General features: G+C 36.5%; 17 protein-coding genes. 2 read left to right on the plus strand and 15 right to left on the minus strand.

The window, feature by feature from the left end; genetic code table 11:
• Positions 1-30: 30 nt before the first annotated feature.
• The 3 genes from NSQ84_RS16630 to NSQ84_RS16640 are packed head-to-tail and all read right to left on the minus strand — an operon-like array spanning position 31 to position 2882.
• The gene (locus NSQ84_RS16630; protein ID WP_063388867.1) at positions 31-315 is read right to left on the minus strand and encodes a PTS sugar transporter subunit IIB; all 285 of its coding nucleotides are present in this window, start codon (positions 313-315) and stop codon (positions 31-33) included.
• A gap of 1 nt (position 316) precedes the next feature.
• Entirely contained in the window at positions 317-796 is a 480-nt protein-coding gene (locus tag NSQ84_RS16635; protein ID WP_082829602.1) for a PTS sugar transporter subunit IIA, read from the minus strand.
• A 34-nt stretch (positions 797-830) separates the two neighbouring features.
• On the minus strand, positions 831-2882 hold the full coding sequence (locus tag NSQ84_RS16640) for a BglG family transcription antiterminator (protein ID WP_063388869.1): 2052 nt from the start codon (positions 2880-2882) through the stop codon (positions 831-833).
• Positions 2883-3597: 715 nt separating this feature from the next.
• On the opposite strand from NSQ84_RS16640, the gene NSQ84_RS16645 reads away from it, so the two are divergent.
• Together NSQ84_RS16645 and NSQ84_RS16650 are read left to right on the plus strand one after the other, a co-directional pair.
• Positions 3598-4734, plus strand: a complete 1137-nt coding sequence (locus NSQ84_RS16645; RefSeq protein ID WP_339212133.1) for a carbon-nitrogen hydrolase family protein — start codon at positions 3598-3600, stop codon at positions 4732-4734.
• A 2-nt stretch (positions 4735-4736) separates the two neighbouring features.
• Positions 4737-4904 carry a hypothetical protein gene (locus tag NSQ84_RS16650; RefSeq protein ID WP_157727840.1) on the plus strand — a complete coding sequence of 56 codons (168 nt, stop codon included), beginning with the start codon at positions 4737-4739 and terminating at the stop codon, positions 4902-4904.
• A 356-nt stretch (positions 4905-5260) separates the two neighbouring features.
• On the opposite strand, the gene NSQ84_RS16655 is transcribed toward NSQ84_RS16650, so the two are convergent.
• From NSQ84_RS16655 to NSQ84_RS16710, 12 genes are all read right to left on the minus strand, one after another.
• A complete protein-coding gene (locus NSQ84_RS16655) occupies positions 5261-6244 on the minus strand; it encodes an endonuclease (protein WP_327873364.1) in 984 nt (327 codons plus the stop codon).
• 116 nt (positions 6245-6360) lie between these two features.
• Positions 6361-7332: an MBL fold metallo-hydrolase gene (locus NSQ84_RS16660; protein WP_327873363.1), complete on the minus strand. Its 972-nt coding sequence runs from the start codon at positions 7330-7332 to the stop codon at positions 6361-6363.
• Positions 7333-7906: 574 nt separating this feature from the next.
• Entirely contained in the window at positions 7907-8458 is a 552-nt protein-coding gene (locus NSQ84_RS16665) for a glutathione peroxidase (protein WP_063388877.1), read from the minus strand.
• A gap of 611 nt (positions 8459-9069) precedes the next feature.
• Positions 9070-10125 (minus strand): LLM class flavin-dependent oxidoreductase, encoded by a 1056-nt coding sequence (locus NSQ84_RS16670; protein WP_327874161.1) that lies wholly within the window; start codon positions 10123-10125, stop codon positions 9070-9072.
• Positions 10126-10166: 41 nt separating this feature from the next.
• Positions 10167-11225, minus strand: a complete 1059-nt coding sequence (locus NSQ84_RS16675) for an LLM class flavin-dependent oxidoreductase (protein WP_066251173.1) — start codon at positions 11223-11225, stop codon at positions 10167-10169.
• 360 nt (positions 11226-11585) lie between these two features.
• The gene (locus NSQ84_RS16680; protein ID WP_145976108.1) at positions 11586-12377 is read right to left on the minus strand and encodes a hypothetical protein; all 792 of its coding nucleotides are present in this window, start codon (positions 12375-12377) and stop codon (positions 11586-11588) included.
• Positions 12378-13131: 754 nt separating this feature from the next.
• Positions 13132-13497 (minus strand): PTS glucitol/sorbitol transporter subunit IIA, encoded by a 366-nt coding sequence (locus NSQ84_RS16685; RefSeq protein ID WP_117017161.1) that lies wholly within the window; start codon positions 13495-13497, stop codon positions 13132-13134.
• Positions 13498-13581: 84 nt separating this feature from the next.
• On the minus strand, positions 13582-14601 hold the full coding sequence (locus NSQ84_RS16690) for a glucitol/sorbitol-specific PTS transporter subunit IIBC (RefSeq protein ID WP_063388882.1): 1020 nt from the start codon (positions 14599-14601) through the stop codon (positions 13582-13584).
• Between the two features lie 20 nt (positions 14602-14621).
• The gene (locus NSQ84_RS16695; RefSeq protein ID WP_063388883.1) at positions 14622-15176 is read right to left on the minus strand and encodes a PTS glucitol/sorbitol transporter subunit IIC; all 555 of its coding nucleotides are present in this window, start codon (positions 15174-15176) and stop codon (positions 14622-14624) included.
• Positions 15177-15189: 13 nt separating this feature from the next.
• Positions 15190-15642: a transcriptional regulator GutM gene (locus NSQ84_RS16700; RefSeq protein ID WP_327873694.1), complete on the minus strand. Its 453-nt coding sequence runs from the start codon at positions 15640-15642 to the stop codon at positions 15190-15192.
• A 4-nt stretch (positions 15643-15646) separates the two neighbouring features.
• A complete protein-coding gene (locus NSQ84_RS16705; RefSeq protein ID WP_339212134.1) occupies positions 15647-17584 on the minus strand; it encodes a BglG family transcription antiterminator in 1938 nt (645 codons plus the stop codon).
• Positions 17585-17703: 119 nt separating this feature from the next.
• Positions 17704-18504 carry an SDR family oxidoreductase gene (locus tag NSQ84_RS16710; RefSeq protein ID WP_066251157.1) on the minus strand — a complete coding sequence of 267 codons (801 nt, stop codon included), beginning with the start codon at positions 18502-18504 and terminating at the stop codon, positions 17704-17706.
• Between the last annotated feature and the right edge of the window lie 1303 nt (positions 18505-19807).

The following is a 19807-nucleotide window of genomic DNA, read 5'->3' on the forward strand; positions in this document are numbered from 1 at the left end:
AAACCCCTACCAAAATAATCAAACGTTTGTTTAATTTTTCAGCGCTTCCAAAATTTCTTTTTTCACTTCATCCAGTCCAATGCCTGTTAAGAAAGCGCGTGCATTAATAACCGGGAACGGGTACTCCTGCTGTACAATTGTTGTACTAATTAATAAGTCAGCCGTGTCCACATAAGAACCAACTTCTGTAATTTTTATTTGAATAATTTCACATTCAATGTTATGTTCTTTGCAAAGCTGTTGCACCGCATCATTAACAATAGTTGAAGTAGCAATTCCAGCACCACATGCGACTAATACTTGTTTTTTCTTCATTTCAATTCATCTCCTTTAAATCTAAACATTCTATAATTTTTGTTTTGATTAATGTTTTATTTTTTTCTGTTGTTAAAAACTTGATGACATCCTCGTTTTGAAAGATGCTTATCAGTTTTTGCAAAATTTTCAAATGAGAATTTTGCTTGTCGATCGCTAATAAAAACACAATTTTTACCGGAGTTTTTGCCTCCTGCTCCCCCATGATTCCAAACTCAACAGCGTCTTTTAGTATCGCCAAGCTGATCGCCTTTTTATTGACATGAACGGAATCCGTATGGGGAATGGCGACAGATATATTACTGGAAGTTGGGAGACCGGTCGGAAAGGTTTTTTCCCTCTCAATAATTGCATCTATAAAACTCTCTTTTACAAAGTTTTTTTCGTAAAGATGGTTTCCCATTACTTTCAAAACTTCTTCCTGATCCTTCGCTTTTAAGTCGCAAAAAATCAAAGATTCATCAAAATGCAAATCAATCACTGGTATATCACCTACTCCATTAATAAAAGAGCTTTTATTCTTGTGCATATAATTTCAGAACTTCATGTAAGTCTTTCATGCTTTGTGCGTTCAATACTTTATTCAAATCCTGTTCATTTCTCACTAAATTCATTAATTGCATGAATGCTTTTAAATGTTGATCTTTATCTAAAGCTGCAATCACAATGATTAACTTAATGGACTGATAGTTTTCAAAGGCTACTCCTTTTCGCAATTTCAATAAGCTCATCGATAAACGATTTACTCCTTCATCAGGTGAAGCATGTGGAATAGCTACATGTTCACTGATGACAAAATAAGGATCTGATTGGCAATGTTTGATCATTGCTTCAACATATTGTTCTTTAATGCTTTTATCCTTCAGCAAAGGCTGGGCCGCCAGTTTAATCGCTTCTTCCCAACTACGAACCGAATGGCGGAATATCATCGTTGAAGGAGTAATTAAATCGCATAAATTCGGATTTTTAATAGAATGATTTTCTAACTTGTTGTTAGAGCCTTGGTGAATATAGCTTTGAATCGCATTGTAAAGCTCTTTTTTATTTTTAATGACAGCATGCTTTTCAATAATTCCCATTAATTCTTCAACATTTATTACTTCAGGTACAAACCCATATAAGTCAGACATCACTTCTTTTCGCAATCGTCTTTTTTCTTCAGCACCAATAAAATGATCTACAAGGAAGAACTTTTTATTTGTTTTCAAATAAACTGGAGAAAAGACAATGTCATAATCCATTTCATATTGTTGGAATTCGCGCACAGACAATGAATCAAGAAAAATAAATTCAGGAAACAGTTCTCTTAGCGTCCCATACATCAATCTGGAAACTGATATTCCTTTTGGGCAGACAACTATGGCTTTCATTCTTTGGCTAATATTGTCGCCCTGCCTGGAAAGCCACCCGCCGATTAAAATTGTTAAATAAGCAATCTCACTTTCCGGAATAGCTGAACCGATTAAATCTTCCAGCGGTTTAACCGATTTTTTAACAAGATGATGCAATTCCTTGAAATTTTTATTGATATCATCAAGAACATCATTTGTATCAGTTAAATTGTATTTAATTCGAAAATAGGCGGGCTTCATATGAAGGACGAGCTTTTGAAGAAGCTGCTCTTTATCCTTCAAAAAAATGAACGTATTTTTTTCAAAGTTGTCGATCACTTGACTTAGCGCGCTTTTTAATTCAGGAATTTCTTTATCAATCTCCTCTTTAGACCAATAAACATTCGTTGTCAGCAAATTCAGAGTAATAAAGAGCCGTTCTTCCTCTGAAACATTTGGAAAATCATGCAAAAGTTCTTCCGTTGCCAAGTATTCTTTTGTGCCGGAAATCTCATTATAATTAAGGTTAAAAGAACCGATATGATGGCCTTTCCGTATTCTTCTTAAAATAAAAATTAAAATATAAGGCATTAACTCAAGTTTTTCGTCTGTAAATTTCAGATTTAACGATGCCTCCACTTTTTCGAGGCGATTTTTAAATTCCTCTAACTCATCTACAGATAATTGCGAAATCTGAATGATCTTTTCTTTTCCTTGATCTGCTGTCCAGATGCTGTTCGTGATAGAGATTAACAGTTTCCGGCATTGAAATTCGTCTCCCTCAATGACGTATCCATATTTTCTTGAATACTTGTATTCAAGGCCGTGTTGTTCGACAATATCCTTTACTTTTTTCAAATCGTCAATAACGGTATTCTTGCTCACTTTTAGTTCAGATGTGAAATGAGCCAACGATAAGGCATCCATTCTCGTTAAAATCATCAATATAATGAAATGGACGCGCTGCAGTTTCGATAAATCATAAAAATCGACTGATTGAGTATTTTCCTTTTCACTCAATACTTTTAGTAAACTCGGATCTACAACAAAATAGCCGTGATTTGTCCTTTCAATCTGAGGGAAATTTTGTTCATAAAGCCAATCATTGATCTTGGAAAAACTATAATTGATCTGTCTCTTGCTCAAGTTGAATTTTTGAGCAAGTTCATTGCTACTAATGTTTGGATTTTTGATTACTTCTTTCAAAAGACAATTGCTTCGAATGTCTAGTAGCATTTGTACCTCCTTTCTAAGCACAATTTTAGGCCACTTTTCCTAAAATTGATTACGCTTTCATTCCTTTTTTTGAATTTTCGCTTTACAATTTTGGGATGAACTGATCTGTTCTCGTTATTATCAAATATTAAGGACACCTTCTGAACGAATGACATCCTCCTTCTGATAAATCTCATTTTCAGGCATTAAGGCAGTCCGAAATGGATGCTGCATCAAGTAAATGGATTTAAATCCAATTACTTATTTAATTTATCTATAGACTTCCCAACAAGGATTTAGAATATAAAGAAGTACAAGGTCAAAGACCTTGCCCAGTCGCTTGTAATCAATAGCGACGAAAAACCTGTCCATCCGGAAAAGATAAGACGGGATTCGTTTGACACTTACTTTAAAATCGAATGTCCTTGGATGTACGAGCTCTTCTTAACCGTCTTGTTAGGAATCAGCTAATATACTAACACAATTACATAATGTTATTTATAATTTCATAAAAGAAACATAATGAAAAATATTTAAAATTTTATCTAAATTTTAAAATATAATTATAAAAAATCCATATTTTATCACAAATTAAGGAAAGATGCATGAAATCATAATACAAATTCTTATTATTCATTCGTATAAAAAACGTCATTTTTTTATTGAACTCAAATAAAATTTACTGTATATTCTAATTATTTTTATAATTAAAAATTCTATAGGGTGGGATTAGCTGATGAGCGATTTTTTAAATGAGAAATTCACGGTTGCTGCCGTACAAGCCTCTTCGATTTTATATGACAGGGAAAAATGCTTGGAAAAAGCTATTTCGTTAATTGAAGAATCCGCGAAACAAGGGGCTCAATTAGTTGTATTGCCTGAGTCTTATATTCCTGGCTATCCGTATCACATCTGGTTAGGAACACCAATGTGGTATCATGAACTATTTAAGGAATGGTTTCTCAATTCCGTAGAAGTACCTAGTAAAACAACTGATGCTTTATGTGAAGCTGCACGAAAACATAATATACATGTCGTTATTGGTATTTCAGAGCGCGAAGGAAAAACATGCTATAACACAATTTTATTTATTGATAATAAAGGGAAAATTTTTGGCAAACACAGGAAATTGGTGCCGACTCATGTTGAGCGTGTTCATTGGGGCATGGGAGATGGAAGTTATCTAAATGTTTATGACACAGAGCTGGGACGAATGAGCGGGTTGGTCTGCTGGGAGCATACTATGGATTTGGTACGTCATTCCCTTATCGCACAACGCTCCCAGCTGCATTGTGCCGTATGGGTAGGATTTTCAAGTATAACGGGTTGGGATACATTATTTGATATGTCTACGGAACTATCTGCGCGTTATCATGCTCAAGTAGGCGGATGTTTTGTTATCAATTGTCAAAGTACAGTCGACAAGGACAATGTGGAAAAGTTAACACAGACTGATTATCAAAAAGAGTGGATAAAGCCTGGAGGGGGCTGGACGGCGATTATCGCACCCGGTGGTTCGATATTATCCGGTCCTTTAAAAGGAAAGGAAGGTATTTTGTACGCTGAAGTTGATATGAAATTAATTGCTGATATGGCACATTGGCACGATGCCATCGGACATTATTCACGACCTGATGTGACTAGTCTTCTGTTAAACCGCGAGCCTTATAAAGTGCTCCGAGATATGAACAATGCCAATAACATTAGTAATCCGAAGAATGGAAGTGGTCATGATCAACAATCTGTTGATCAAATAATGAACTTGTTAAAGCAATTAGAACAAAATCTTCGAAGCAGTGAATCAGATGAGCTCAGCAGAAGATTATCAGAAATTCAGCGCGAAGCCGTTCATGCATTTACAAGGGGGAATTAACCATGTGTCTTTGTTCTTTCGGTCCGAATTCTGGTGTTCACACTTATGATGTGACAAAATCAAAAGTAACGTATTTCAAATATAATATCAATGATCGTACTTTAGTTACGAACAAACAAGAGCAAGCAGATAGTGAAGCGTTGCCTAAGGGAAAAAGTCAATCATTATAAGCATATGCAACAAAAACTCCCTTGTTTTTCTCGAAACTAGGGAGTTCTGAATGACAGAAATATAGCCAATTTTTCAAACGAACGAACATTCGTCTGTTCTTCATTATAAATCGCCGACCAGCAACCATTACGGATCAGCAGGTTGCAAATAAACAGAGACAAACAAAATCCGAAATGCTTCTGACCGCAAGCTGCCATTGACCGTCATCTTGTATGGAAAGAGCATCTTGAAATTTTAGCTCAGAGTTAAGCAGGAAAAATCAGGAGCTTTACAATCGGTATTTCGAAAGAACGGCTCTTCTTGTGATTATTTTGCAAAACGAGGTGCTCTAAGTATGCTCCTATAGTCTATGATTTCACGATTCCTTGACGCCACATGATCCAATATGAAACGGAAACTTTATTTTATACGCTAACTCTTGAAAGTCTATAAAAGGATTGCGGTTTCCCTGTATATAATAAATCGATTGGTTCCGATGCTTTTCATAGATGGAAACGGGAAACGATTCATGCCAGTGAATCAGTAAAGAAAGATTAATTTGTTTAAGGCTGCTTTTTTTTATTTCATTCGGGTATCGCAATAAAAAATACATCATTGCTCTCGCAACAGTACCTTTGCCATGTTCCGGTTCGAATCGGCCGTCTTTAACAACTCCGCAGCGATTGCGGATTTTTTCTTTTGGCGATTCCGGCTGATAAAAAGAAAAATCATGAAAAGGATAATTGGATCGTTTGACATTGCACTCCGGATGACAAACAAATAAATGATGCAAATCGCTTTTCATCGGTTCCCGTGCATGAAACCAAGACTGCGGAACAATATGTTCTGTATTATATTTTAAACGCAAGTCAATGCTTTTCATCTTTTTCAATAAAGAAACGTCCTTTTTGCTCACTATTTCTAAAAGAGCCTGAAATTGCTCATATCTTTTTTGAATTATTTCGAAATCTTCTTGTATGATTCGGCTAGGATCGCTTTTTTCGCCAGAATAGATGCTTTTCACTGTTCCATCCGGCTGCAAATCGACCCACGTATACAAATAATGATCTTTGCATATAAAATACGGCAGCTGATTTTTATGTGTTTTTTTCACTAGATTATGATAATGGTAAAATAGGTTCAGCCCCTTGATTTCTTTTCCGATGACATTTTTGTAATAATGCTCTATATCTTTTTTATCTTTTTCTGGATCATAATAAAACTTCGTGTTTTGGCGGATTTTTTCCTGATTCTGCAAAAGAGTAAGAGATGTCCGAGTACGATCTTTTTTCTGCCACTCCTTGTGCTCTGCAATATTTCTAATTAAAGGTGCATCTTTTCTCCTTTTTCTTCCCATCATTCCTCATACCTCAATAATTAGTATCATGCTTGCAAACAATGAAACTTTGTTACTTTTGCAGCTTGCGAAATACAAGAAAAAATTTTCATCGTCAACAGCCAATCAAAAACCTTCTATTATTCTTTATTAATGGAATAATGCCAAACTCCTTTTTCCATCTCCTTTCTAATTTTTCCGTTGAATTCTAAATAATCTAGATGTCCTATAATTTCAGACATCACAAGCGAAAACTGCTCCGAATACTTATTTCCATAATAGGCTTGGGCTAGACCGCTCGCGGTTGTTACCCCGTTTAAAATGAGATTCATAATTTTTTCTGCTTTTTTCTCAATCCCTTTTAATCTTTTATTTATTAAATCTTTCGGGTCTTGAATGAATACGCCGTGTCCCGGAAATACGAGATCGAGAGGCAAATCCGAAACTTTCTCTAAAGAATGTTTATGCTGGAGTAAAGTCGGCATCCGCCGTCCAAAAGAATCGGGTTCGACAAGTGCGTTGCTGGATATATGCTGAATCAGCAAATCACCTGAAATCATCCAACGATGCTTTGGATCATACAGCGCAATTTGATCCGGAGCATGTCCGGGCACCTCGATAATTTGAAAATCCAAATGGCTGCTCTCGATTGGAATGATCTCCGCTTGGATAGCAAGTTTTCTGTTTTTCACAATCGATTCTTTTAAATAATCGACCTGCTTTCTCCCTGCTTCATGACATCCCATTTCCTCATATAATTTAGAAAAAAACTCCACCCTCATCTCAAGAAATTGGCGGTCTCTCTTTAAGCGCGGGATCGCATTTTTGTGGGCATAAACTTGAATGGGGTGATCAGCAATAATTCGATTCACTAATCCTACATGATCTATATGGTTGTGAGTTAAAATGATTTCAGTTAAGTCATGCAAAGCCAACCCGTTTTTTTGCAGCGTTTCCAACAATGCATTCCAACAAGCCTCATGATCCAAACCGGCATCTATTAAAGCAAGGGATTCTTTTGCTTTCACTAAAAAAAAGTTTATCGTTCTTAAATTAGACGGAACATCGACGATAATCGGGATGATTTCATAATTTTGCTTGCGAAGCTCCATATTTTTACTCCCCCTTTGTTTTGACGAACCAAATAAACCGCTTAAAACCCCCGACTTTAAATTTTGATACAAAGCGAAAAAAATCAGTTATGTGATTTGTTTCAGTCCTTGCAGCGCAAACGCTTACTGTAACCAAATCCCCATTTTTGCCATACCCTTTGGAAAATTTAGAACTGTATAAACATATTATATGTTTTTTTAAAAAGGTTTGTAAAAGAGGGGCTGCCAATTTATTTTCCATTTGTAACATGTAAGGCAATAACAAATATAGATCCGGTAGTACGGCCGCTGATTTCACGCTAATTTTACATCAAAAATCCCCATCGCCAACCGGCCGATAAGGTACTGTAAATTGACGCGCTTCATATTAAATACCAAAGCTCTTTACTGAAAAATAAATAACCCTCTTCCTTATTTTCAATGGAAAAGGGAAATCTGCTTGAACATTAAAATTCATAAATTCTTTTTTACATGTTGATCTAGGTCCGAAACAGGCAAAAGAACTAGCAGCTTCTTGCTAGCATTCTTATACATAAAATAAATCCGGTCGAATGAAAAAACGATTCAACCGGAATTAGTTTTTCAATAATTTCTGAATATCTTGCTCAAAATCAATCGGTTCGTCCCATGGTTCATATCTATTCACGACTTGGCCGTTTTCATCAATTAAATATTTTGTAAAATTCCATTTAATATCGTTGCCAACCAGCCATTCAGGGTATTCATTCGCTAGTTTGATTTTTAATAGTTTTTCTGCCGTATTCGATTCATCAAATCCGCGGAACGGCGCCTCATTTTTCAAATATTCGAATAATGGATGAGCGTTTTTTCCGTTCACGTCGATTTTTGCAAACATCGGGAATGTGACGCCATAATTTAATTGGCAAAAAGAAGCTGCTTCATCGCTTGTTCCCGGCTCCTGTTGATCAAACTGGTTGCATGGAAATCCTAGTATTTCAAAACCTTGATCATGATATTTTTTATATAGCTTTTGCAATTCTTCAAACTGGTATGTAAATCGGCATTTACTAGCGGTGTTCACCACTAAGAGCACTTGACCTTTAAATTCTGCTAAAGAAACTTTTTCGCCGTTTGCTTTTTCTACTTCAAATTGATAAATAGACATGGGAAACACCTCTTTATCTATTATTAAGTTATAATTATTATAATATAAAAATATTATCACGCAAAAAAAATTGCTCTCAGTTACAAATTTGGAAACTTTTTGCCTAAAACGAAAAAATGAAGGTGAATACCCGCCTATTTTTTCAATTTGAAGCATTGATTTTTTAGAATGGCTGCCTTGGCGAAATGCCCTCTTTTTTTGTCCAGCCCATTTTCTCTCACTTCAACTAGAAAAATGAATGTTCCCTCAATCAAAATAAAAAAATCCTTGCTTCATCTTCTCCTTTATTTTTAAAAAAGAAGACTTACCCAAGGAAAGATGTTTGAATACCTGCCAAACTAGCTTCTTTTTATGCCATGAAAGCATCAATTTTTATATAGCACTTGTATCAAAAAAAGCATTGGCAGGTCATCATTTTAAATGATCCTAAAACGTTCAATTGTTTTTATATTATCAACGTATACGAGCAATTTTTTTATGTCATTAGATATATAGTTCAACCGCTTGTATGCTTGTTTTTATTATGCATCGGTGTAAGCATATTGTTCGTTTTGGAGCGACAGTGCCAGTTTCCAAATACAATTTATCTAAGATTCGTTACATCATTAATATTATTGTAGTTCAACAGCCTTATAGTTTAATTGAGGGATGACATTTGCATAAAATTCCGGTAGTTCCTGCAACGGATTGCGGAAGGTTAATAGAATTTTGTCGATTCCGATTGATTCGAGGTCAATGATTTTCCGTGCAACTTCTTCGTAGCTCCCAATAAGACCTGTTCGAAAGCCTTCGTTATTGGCTATAAAATCACTAATCGTTGTAGCGTTTTTCCACATACCTTTTGTTTCTCTTCGTTTTTTTAACAAAGTAATAGCTGTGTCATCTGCGTGATCGATGATCATTTGATATTCTTCCATTGCTTCGCTTGTTGTTTCCCTGGCGATAACAAATGCGTTGACAGCAAATTTCACTTGGCGGCCATATTTCGCCGCAATTTCACTGACTGATTTTATTTGTTCCTCAAGTTCTTCTATAGGAGCACCGTTCATAAAATAATAATCTGATAAACGGCCTGCCATTTCTTGTGATTCCTTAGAATTTCCTCCTTGATAAATAGCGGGATAAGGTTTTTGGATCGGTTTGGGAGTTAATGTAGCATTTTTAATTTGATAATACTTTCCTTCATAGGAAAAATTATCGGAAGTCCACAACCCTTTTAGAACCTCCAAATATTCCGTTGACCTCCGATACCGCTCTTCATGCTTGATCCATTCTAATCCGAACATTTCTTGTTCTTCTTTAAACCATCCACTAACTAAGTTTATATGAAATCTCCCGTTGGAAATAATGTCAATCGTGGCCCCTATTTTGGCTAATGTCGCTGGGTGGATAAATGCGGGTAATACTGCAGCAATAAAATGAATGCTGCTTGTTTCGGCTGCTAAAGCTGCGACGACTGATAAAGGATCCAGCTGGCCGCTGTTTGCCGAACGATTTCCGCCAATATTCCCAACATAACGAACAGGAAAAAGAATGGAATCTACACGCAATTGATCAGCAACTTGAACAAGCTGCCGATTATATTCTATGCTTCCATCTGTACTTTGCTCGATTTTAGAACGAAGGAATCCTCCAGACAAGTTGGCGCCCCAAATCGAAAATTTCATACTGTTTCATCCCTTCAGTTGCAAATTCAATATAACTTTTTTCAAATTAAGACCTTTTCTTTAAATAAAGGCAAAACTGTTTCACCGAATCTGGATGCTTCTTCAAAATGAGGGAATCCAGAGAGAATAAAATGTGTTGCACCTGCATTTATATATTCTTGCAAACCTTCTCTAATTTGTTCAGGAGTGCCAACGAGAGCTGTACCTGCACCTTTTCTTATTCTTCCAATTCCAGACCATCCGTATTTGTCAAAGCGATCTCCCTGCTTTGTCAATTCATTCATTCTTTTTTGAGCAACGGAATCTGTCGTTTCATAATAATGATTCATATTGTTTTGAACGCTTTGATCAATCTTGCTGATGATATGATTTGCTGCTTCCCATGCTTCTTTCTCGTCTTGCCGAACAACGATGTGAATTCTAACACCGTACTCTAACTCTCTGCCATATTTTTTCGCTCTCTGCTTTACATCTTCAATCTGCTGTTTAATTTGTTCTACAGGTTCACCCCATTGAAGATAGACATCGGCTGACTTTGCAGCAATCTCTTTGGCGATATCAGATGAACCGCCAAAATAAATTGGAATGTTTGGGCTTTGGTGAATAGGCGGAATTAATTTCCCTTGTTTGATCATAAAGTACTCGCCTTGATAGTCGAATTCCTCACCAGCCCATGCTTTTTTAATAACTTCAAGAAATTCATCCGTGCGTCGGTATCGATCATCATGCTCTAAAAAATCACCGTCTTGACCTAATTCCTTTGCTGATCCACCAGTCACTACATTGACAAGTATTCTTCCTTCAGAAAATTGATCGAGAGTTGCTGACATTTTAGCAGCAACAGTAGGTGCTACAAAACCTGGGCGGAAAGCGATCAACGGCTTGATTTTTTCTGTATTATGAATAATAGCTGAGCCAACTAACCATGAATCTAGATAAGGTATGCCTGTTGGAATTAGGATTCCTTCAAAGCCGGCTTTTTCAGCTGTCTGTGCTACTTGAATAATATAGTCTAGAGTCGGTTTTCGATCGGGCACTTTCAATCCTAAAAATTCACCATCTCCATTAGTTGGTGCAAACCAGTAAAAATGAACAGTCATCGTAAAAGCCTCCCTATTTTAATCTCTCATATGCGAAAATCAATTGGTTTAATATGAGCTTTCCAATCATTTTCATTTCAAAAGTTAACTCCTAAAAACACAAAAAGCCCTTGGCGGAATAAAAATAAATTTATTCCAATCAAGGGCTATCGGTTGTCCGGTAAGCATATTCAGTTTAGTACTCATTATATTAAATAAAACCGATGTGTCAAGTATGATTTCATATTAGTTAGAAAATTTTCACAAAAATACAAAGTTTACTCCCAGTTATAGTCTACATATTTTTAAAGCCTGCCATAAACCGATGAGGGATTATATATTAAGCCAGCCTCCAATGTTTTTTTCATTTTGCTGTCTACATCATTTATTCGATCCGTTTTGTTCTTCATAAACTTTGTCAGCAATTCTGCGAGTATATATTTTGATCGCCAATAAACTAGCGGCTCCAACTAAAAGGATGGAAAGGTTGGGAATAAAAAAAGCCCAAACAATCGAAATGAAATAAAAGAAATAATAAGCGACCATGGATAAATACGTTTCTTTTACAGAAATGAGCCCGCTTTTTAAAAATTCTTTTTTGATATGCCGCACATATTTAATCGATAAAATCAATATGATGCCTACAACTCCGGCAAAAATATAAATATTTCCTGCGATAAAAACAGCTATACAAAAGGCAGCAAACATATAGTCCAGTTTAGTAACCGCATGATAGAGAGGTGTTTTCTCCAATGCTAGCCCCATATTATAAAACAATTTGACTTCTTTTATGAGATCGAACTGAACATCTTCAAGGATGTTTTTTATTTTAAAGTTTAAAACGCTTGAAGCAATAAATAATACAATAAAAATAGCCATCAGGAATGCGATGCTGTTTGTTCTGGCATAAGCTACATGCCCTAATGTCAAAAATGCAACAATTCCGAGGCACATACATCCTACGTTTATATAAGAGTATTTTCTTACCGCTCGAAACTTTTTGTTAAAAGAAAGGACGATGTAAAAAGTACATAAAAGAATAAACACCCCTAGTGTTAGTAAAAACAAGATTAGCTTAAAGATATTAGCATCTGTGGAAATGTGCGGGATGGTCAAGATGAATGCGACTAGACATACATAGTAAACGAAATGAAGATTCATCATTAATTTCATTTTTTCAAGTCCTTCTTTACTATAAAAATTTGGGAGCTCTCGGCGGCATCCATTAATTTTTGAAAATATATGTTTCCTCTTTGTAAATAACTCGAGCCTTCACAAGTATTGATTATTTTCCGGCGCTCGCAATTAAGTTGTAATTAGATACACTCACTAATTCCTTCATCCATTTCTTGTGTTAAAGTGATAAAGTAAGCAGGCAAAAGTTCTCCTTCAACCGTTCCATACTTATAAGTATTCAACCACTAGTGCCAGCTGGACTTTTTGTCCAATCTTTCCTTTATCTTAAGCTCCCGCCTGCAGATCATCATAATCTTTGAGTTGGCTTGAATGGACAGTGAACAAATCCCATCTAACCAAAGAAGATTTGGAATTTTTCTTACTAATTCTGCCAATTTAATTGTACCTCAAATCTTCCATATAGAAAATGATTCCGGACAACTTGCGTGACTTTTTCTTATTTTCAATGTTGTCAAGGCGTAGTGATCATAAATTATTGCCGGCAAGCAAACTGCTGTTAAGAGAAAGGATTAAAAAGCAAAAAAAACCGGGCGAAAAAATGGGTGCCCGGTTTGCTGTCTTATTTACTTGTTTCACTTAAATCTTTCACAGTTTATCCATTTATCCATTGAAGCTGCAAAAAATCTTTTATGTATATGATTCATTCACTGAATCTATTCAGCCTCATTTTTCCCTTCTATTGAAAAAAGTCGGATGAATAGCCAATGATGAATGGAAAATATCCAAATTTTTATTCACTCGCAATCTTTATTTCGGTATTCAATCCAATTTCAGGGATATCTTTATTTTCCAAGTACAAAGTGCCCGGCAGTTCCGGTGTTGTCGATCCGTCAAAGCGCAAAGTAATATGCCCCAATGTTGTTAAGTTTCTTTGCACAGCATCGCCGACAGCCGTGATTTCAAATTTTTCATTATTAATATAAAGCTTCTGTCCAGCTTGAATGACTCCTTCCGCCTTTACGACATCAATGACATAACAAAAATCTTTCAGATCCTGCGGAGCTTCATTACCAAATAAAATAATCATTTTCTCTTTCAAAAAATGATCGGCCATTGTTCCGATTCCTTTTATTTTATTCTTATAAATGATTGTCATAAAGTCGGCACAAACCTGTTACGGTTGTGCCTTCCCTCCCATATGTCAGATTTTTGCAAAACTCATGATGTTATAATTACAAATTTACGAATCATAAAGTCCGAAGCTTGCCAGCCAAGCGACAAACACCCTTGGAACCCCGATTAAGAATCTTGAATAAAGGACGGACGGTACACCGACCTCTACTGTTTCAGGTTCCGCTTCTGCAAGTCCCAAACCTACAGGTATAAAGTCACAGGCGTTTTGCGTATTGATGGCAAACAATGCTGGCAGCGCCAAGTTTGGCGGGATATTCCCTTTGCCAATTTCCACTCCAATCAGCGTCCCGATAATCTGAGCGATTACTGCTCCAGGTCCAAGCAAAGGTGATAAAAATGGCAATGAACAGATAAACCCGATTAAGAGCAATCCCCATATATCGCCAGCCAGCGGCGACATGATCTTAGCAAATACGTTTCCGATTCCTGAACCTTGAATAATTCCAATCAGCAATGATACAAAAGCCATGAACGGAATAATCGTGTTAATCATTGTTTGCACTGCTTCACGTCCTGCTTGATAGAACGTGCTAATGACTTTTCCTGCGCCAAGTCCAATTTTCGTTAGTAAGTTTTTATTGGAGCTTGCTGCCATTGTTTCAGAAATCTTTTTATCACTGCTATATTTAAACTCTCTTTCAGGTTTTTCTTCCGGGATTTTTTCTTCAGCCGGAGCCGCCTCTCTAGCACTCTCTTCAACGGGCTGAATTTGATCCAACCCCACATCTGAAACGTAAATATCTTCCGTAATATATTGGGCCAACGGTCCGCTTTTTCCTGTTGGCATAATATTGACAGTTGGAATGCGTTTTTGCGGATAGATGCCGCAGCGTAATGTACCGCCGCAATCAATAATTGCAAGCGCAATCTCTTCATCCGGTACTGATGTTTTAAAACCGTTGACCGGCTCGGCACCTGTCAGTTCAGCAATTTTGTCTACAATTTCAGGCTTTGCTCCTCCGGTAATATAAACAATTTTATTTCTTTTTTCCGTCGGTGTAATGATGAGCGGTCCGCCAAAACCGCCGCTGCCCTTCACAATTTTTATCGACCGATATTTAGCCATTTCCCATTCCTCCTCCTTTTCTAACGATGATGTAACGTTACTTCTGTTTTCAATTTAATATTTTGCTGTTTTTCTACTATTCTTGTTGTAAAATCTGTAATCCAGCCTGCGAAGAAGTTCATCACGAGACCGACAAGGAAATAACGGACAGCCAATTCTGCAGTGCTCAAACCTAGTTTCTCAATTCCAGCCGCAATACCGAGCCAAATAAATAATTCCCCTGGGTTTATATGTGGAAATAAACCGTTGCTGGTATGGCAAAAATATGCACCTGAAGCGAAATAGCTCGGTTTATATCTTTCCGGCAAAAAACGTCCTAATGACAACGCCATTGGATTCCCTAGCATAAATGAACCGACAAGCGGCAAGACTAAATATCTTAACAACGGGTTTTTAGAAGATGCCATCGCAAGTTTATTGACCCGCTTTTCTCCAATAAGCTGAATGAGTGTATTCATACAAACCATCAATAGCAACACAAGCGGAACAATGCTTTGCATCCACGAAATAAATGTTTCTGCACCAGTTTTAAACAAATTCATAAAACCTTCAGCAATCGTAACAATAATATCCACGTTCCTCACCTCTTCATGATTTTTTTACCGAAACAATGTTTTCTGCCTGCATCATGATTCGTTTAAAGATACTCGGCTTTTCGGGAATTTCCCCGCCGCTCATAATAATCTTATAATTGCTGACCGCATCCAAAATAGCTGATTTCAATAGCTTGTTGCAATGAGCCATATCGGCTTCTCCAAGCGTTTTTATATTTTTGCCCGTAAAGCCTTTCAATTCCCGAACTTTCGCTAAAACTGTAACCCCTTGTATTTTCATTGCTTTCAGAATCTTCCCGCTGTCGGAAACTGCAAATAATACAATGGTCCCCGCCCGAATTCTGCCGGGGCGCTTTCCGATTGCCACTTTTCCAATCTTTCGCAGCTCTATATACGCTTTGGCAAAATGTTTAATTTGAAAATAACCTAATGCCAATTGCACCATAAATGCTCCTGCTATAAAAAGCATAATGATGATCAATTGCATCCTATCACATCCCTAAGATTGATGATGAACTGCTTGCTTGTTCGAGGCATTTTGTAAAATCTTCGTAGCTGGCTGCATCGGCCAATTCCTCTACCTGTTTCTGATCAGAGGCGATTTTGATGATTTCATCGTAAATTTTAATCAGGAGGCTTGCATCATTATCGGCTTTTTCCGGTATTCCCAACAGAAAGACAAGCTTGATTTCCTTCCCGTCAACCACTGCTTTTTCAGGAAAAACACCGATCGCCATTTCAATCTGATTGGACTTGTAGTTAACTGTATGCGGCAAGGATATATACCGGTCAAAAACCATTGATCCTTTCTCTTCCCTTTCTCTCAGCCTCTCTTTAAAACCTTCGTCCAAATAGCCTTTCTTGACTAAAACGTCGATCATATCATTCACATTTTCGTGGTAGCCTTTATTTGTATCTAAGACGAAGAATTTATCTTTGTTGAGTAAAAGTTTTAAAATTGAACGGTGATTGCCAAAATCTTTCATTTTAAATTTTTTCCGATAGGTCATCTTTTCTATTTGCCTAGAAACACTCGCTTCGTCAAAGATTTCGTTGATTATGATGACAGGTGGATCAATTGCAAAATGAAGCTTTACTGTTGAAAAGACCATATCGTATTGATTCAAAAGCTCTTTTGAAACTTCAATTTCAGAGTAAATATCAATTTGAGTATTTGGATTTAATATGCGCTGCAGTTGAATAGAGACTAATTTGGCAGATCCCCGCCCGGTTCCGCAAATGACTGCAACTTTTTTTAATGCTCTCGTTATTTCATCATGTTGGGCAATGAATACTCCGAAATACAAGGATAGGTAGCCAAGCTCATCTTCAGGAACCTTCAGTCCATACTCTTTCTCAATTACTTGCCCGGCAATTTCGGCCAATTTAAAGGCGACAGGATACTTCTCCTTCACATCAGCCAGCTGCGGATTTTTCAAACGCACATCAAACATCAAGCGGTTCAGCATAAAGGTTAAATGATACAGAATATCTTTGAAAAATGTTTCATTTTCGAAAGTAATGCTTTTATCAAACCCTACTTGTTCGATTATTAAGTCCAAGAGACGTTTAATATCGTCGGAAATTGTAATGTCTACAATTGTTCGAATGTTTGTCGGCGTTCTTCTTCCCGCGATCGGCAATGTTATAAACAGTATTTCAGGTTGTGAAATTTCAACCGGCAAATGCCGTTCGATTACGGAAACGATTTCTGAAGCAATCGAATAGTCCTGTGTATTTAATAGTTTGTTATATTTTTCATCCAATTCCGTAAGAGGATGATTTTTTATAAAACGATCCAACATGACAATAATAAATTGCATTAACTTTTTTTGGGTGGTAGACTCTAAATTGTAGTGATTGGCAATCTTCATTATTTCTTCTTTAATATCTTCATCCAGCGGGTAATCCCCGTATAAATAGTCATAGACGTTATCTAATATAAAAAAACGGATATCCAGTTCATTTCCTTTTAGGCTCATCCCGCTGTTCGGTTTTCCATGAATGGCTAAATTGTAAGATTCCAACGCTACGGCAGCTTTTTTTATTTCATTTACAAGAGTTGTTCTCCCCAGATTCATGTCAAAAGCGAGCTCATCCAGCGTATTCCTTCCTTTGCTGTTGATTAATCGATCAATGATAAAAGCGATACGCCTTTGTGATGAATCCAGCATGTTTTTCTTCTTAGAAACGGTTTCAATGAAATCATCAAACCTATGCCCATCTTCAATAAACAAATGGTAGCCTTTTCCCTTTTCGTTTTTGATGGCTGCAATCCCATTCAGTTCACTGTTAAGTAGCTTAATATAATTGCGGATTGTTCTCGTGCTGACCCCCAATGAGTTGGCAAGATAATCCAAAGAACAATAGGATTTTTTTTGAAACGTTTCTAGCATTTGAACAACACGGCCATCAATTGTAAAATCCAACAATATTCACCACCTTTTACGTAAAAATAAAGTGACATAGTTTCGTCTATCAGTCAAAGGTAGTGATTGGAATTTTGTGATATTTCGTTATAGGACCATTTTTTTAGGCTGCTGTGATCTTAACCGCGGGATTTGCCTCCAGAAATATTAACTGTCGTACCAGTAATATAACTTGCACGGTCTGAAGCCAAGTAAGAAACTAAATCGGCTATTTCTTTTAGTTTACCCGGACGCCCAAGAGGAATGGAATTGCTGTAATCCGTTGACAATTGATCAACTGTGACGCCTCGAGTATAGGCAAGCGCTTCATTATAAGCATCTGACGTCAAGCCTGTCGGTTCGTTGATGCCAGGCGCCACCGCAACAACTCGGATATTGTATTTGCCGAGTTCTTTTGCCCACGAACGAGTGAAAGCTATTAATGCTCCCTTTGTCGCGGCATAGCAGCTTTGTCCAGATGATCCTTCCTGTCCGGCTTCGGAAGCAATATTGATAATAACTCCTTTATTTTGTTTAATCATTTCCCTGGCAGACGCCTGTGCACAAAGGTAAGGACCTTTTTGATTGACAGCTACCATAAAGTCAAAATCTTTCTCATTCAACTCGTATTCAGGTTTTTCACCTTTGACATCGACTAACAGTCTTGGCAGGTTGACTCCGGCATTATTTACTAAAATATCGACTGAGCCGAATAATTTCACGGTTTCGGCCACCATTTTGTCAACGCTTTCTTTTTTTGTAACGTCACATTTTAGAAAATAAGAACCATTATCTTGCGGTCCTTCTTCTCCATTTAAATCGGCTACAACAACTTTTGCCCCATTTCGGATCAGTTCGTTTGTGATATGTAATCCGATCCCGGAAGCGCCGCCTGTTACAATCGCCACCTTTCCTTCTAATTCAAGCCATGAGTCACTCATTACGATCTCCTCCTTTTGATCTAGTCTCTGCTCATTAGATGCTTTTAGTGTAAAATGTTTTAACCTTTTATTTAATACACAGTTTTTCACTTAAAATTGAAAAGTGGTGCATGAGCGGACAAAACGGTGGAAACAGATTGGAGCTGTAGAAATGAAAGAAAGTCTTACCTGCTTTCAAGGGTGGCTATAAGCCAAAAGACATATAAAAGTACGGAGTAACGAGAAAAAGACGTTCAACGTTCCAGAAGAAATACCGTAATGAACGCAAGCGCACGACGTAACGAAGCGATATTCGTTCATGAAAGCAAAATGGTGTAAACCGCACGCTTTCAGCAGCTGATAAATATATGAATGAATCGGATTGTTTTATTTTTATTGCATGAATTTTAGACTACAGGAAATCTATCATTTATTAACGAAAAAATAATCTTTCTTATCAAATGAAGGATTAGACTATAAATCCCTAATTTTTAGTCAAAAAACGATGCAAAACTTATCATTTCAAAGGCAATGGGTGTTGAACCACGATTGTATTCCTCCTTGTATTCACTAACGGGAAGCAGTCTTCATGTTTTCATTTTTACACTATCAAATGTGTGGACTGAATTTGCAAGATTTAATGCTTTTGAATTACTCTAAATTGCTGATTTTTATTTACATAATATTACAAAAAAGTTTATTCTGGCATCATACGTAAGGGAATAAGACAAGCTTAATTACTTGTGAGCGGCAAAATAGACTTATAGGAATATTAAGTGAGGTCATCATTTATATACCTACTAATGCCCAATTAGGAATTAGACTAGTTTTAAATGAATATAGATTCAGGAGTGAAAAGATTGCGTAACATTATTTTATTATTCATTATGTTTTTTTGGTTGGCTGCAATAATGTAAATGAATTAAAGAAAGATGAGAAAACTGCAAGTTACGGAAATTTTGAGCTGAAATTAAAAGTCCCCAAAGTGGTTAAAAACAAACAAGAATTTGATATCATTACAGCTTTTAAAAATAACGGAGCTGAAACAACTTTATTTCATAGTAAACCAATAATAGAATCATTCATTATAAAGGATAAGCGAGGTGAAGTAATTTATTCAAAAGATTAAACCTCAAACAGAGTTTTATATAAAGACGAAATCAAGCCTAATCAAAAATTTGAGGAGAAATTTCATATAGCTATAGATAAAACGGGAACATATTATGTAGCAGTCAACACTTCCAAATTATCTGAGAGCGAGGATGTTGAAGGCAAAAGATTTTCCATGAAGAACATAAAAATAAATGTTGAACAACAACATATA

The sequence above is a fragment of the Aeribacillus sp. FSL K6-3256 genome (assembly GCF_037965805.1).
Lineage (GTDB): Bacteria > Bacillota > Bacilli > Bacillales > Aeribacillaceae > Aeribacillus > Aeribacillus composti.

Excerpts from the sequence above, each read along its gene's own strand:
- NSQ84_RS16660 (WP_327873363.1), bottom strand. The coding sequence starts at position 7,332 with ATGGAGCTTCGCAAGCAAAATTATGAAATCATCCCGATTATCGTCGAT.
- NSQ84_RS16690 (WP_063388882.1), bottom strand. The coding sequence starts at position 14,601 with ATGGCTAAATATCGGTCGATAAAAATTGTGAAGGGCAGCGGCGGTTTT.
- NSQ84_RS16640 (WP_063388869.1), bottom strand. The coding sequence starts at position 2,882 with ATGCTACTAGACATTCGAAGCAATTGTCTTTTGAAAGAAGTAATCAAA.
- NSQ84_RS16630 (WP_063388867.1), bottom strand. The coding sequence starts at position 315 with ATGAAGAAAAAACAAGTATTAGTCGCATGTGGTGCTGGAATTGCTACT.
- NSQ84_RS16685 (WP_117017161.1), bottom strand. The coding sequence starts at position 13,497 with ATGACAATCATTTATAAGAATAAAATAAAAGGAATCGGAACAATGGCC.
- NSQ84_RS16655 (WP_327873364.1), bottom strand. The coding sequence starts at position 6,244 with ATGATGGGAAGAAAAAGGAGAAAAGATGCACCTTTAATTAGAAATATT.
- NSQ84_RS16675 (WP_066251173.1), bottom strand. The coding sequence starts at position 11,225 with ATGACTGTTCATTTTTACTGGTTTGCACCAACTAATGGAGATGGTGAA.
- NSQ84_RS16700 (WP_327873694.1), bottom strand. The coding sequence starts at position 15,642 with ATGCAATTGATCATCATTATGCTTTTTATAGCAGGAGCATTTATGGTG.
- NSQ84_RS16680 (WP_145976108.1), bottom strand. The coding sequence starts at position 12,377 with ATGAAATTAATGATGAATCTTCATTTCGTTTACTATGTATGTCTAGTC.
- NSQ84_RS16650 (WP_157727840.1), top strand. The coding sequence starts at position 4,737 with ATGTGTCTTTGTTCTTTCGGTCCGAATTCTGGTGTTCACACTTATGAT.
- NSQ84_RS16645 (WP_339212133.1), top strand. The coding sequence starts at position 3,598 with ATGAGCGATTTTTTAAATGAGAAATTCACGGTTGCTGCCGTACAAGCC.
- NSQ84_RS16710 (WP_066251157.1), bottom strand. The coding sequence starts at position 18,504 with ATGAGTGACTCATGGCTTGAATTAGAAGGAAAGGTGGCGATTGTAACA.
- NSQ84_RS16670 (WP_327874161.1), bottom strand. The coding sequence starts at position 10,125 with ATGAAATTTTCGATTTGGGGCGCCAACTTGTCTGGAGGATTCCTTCGT.
- NSQ84_RS16665 (WP_063388877.1), bottom strand. The coding sequence starts at position 8,458 with ATGTCTATTTATCAATTTGAAGTAGAAAAAGCAAACGGCGAAAAAGTT.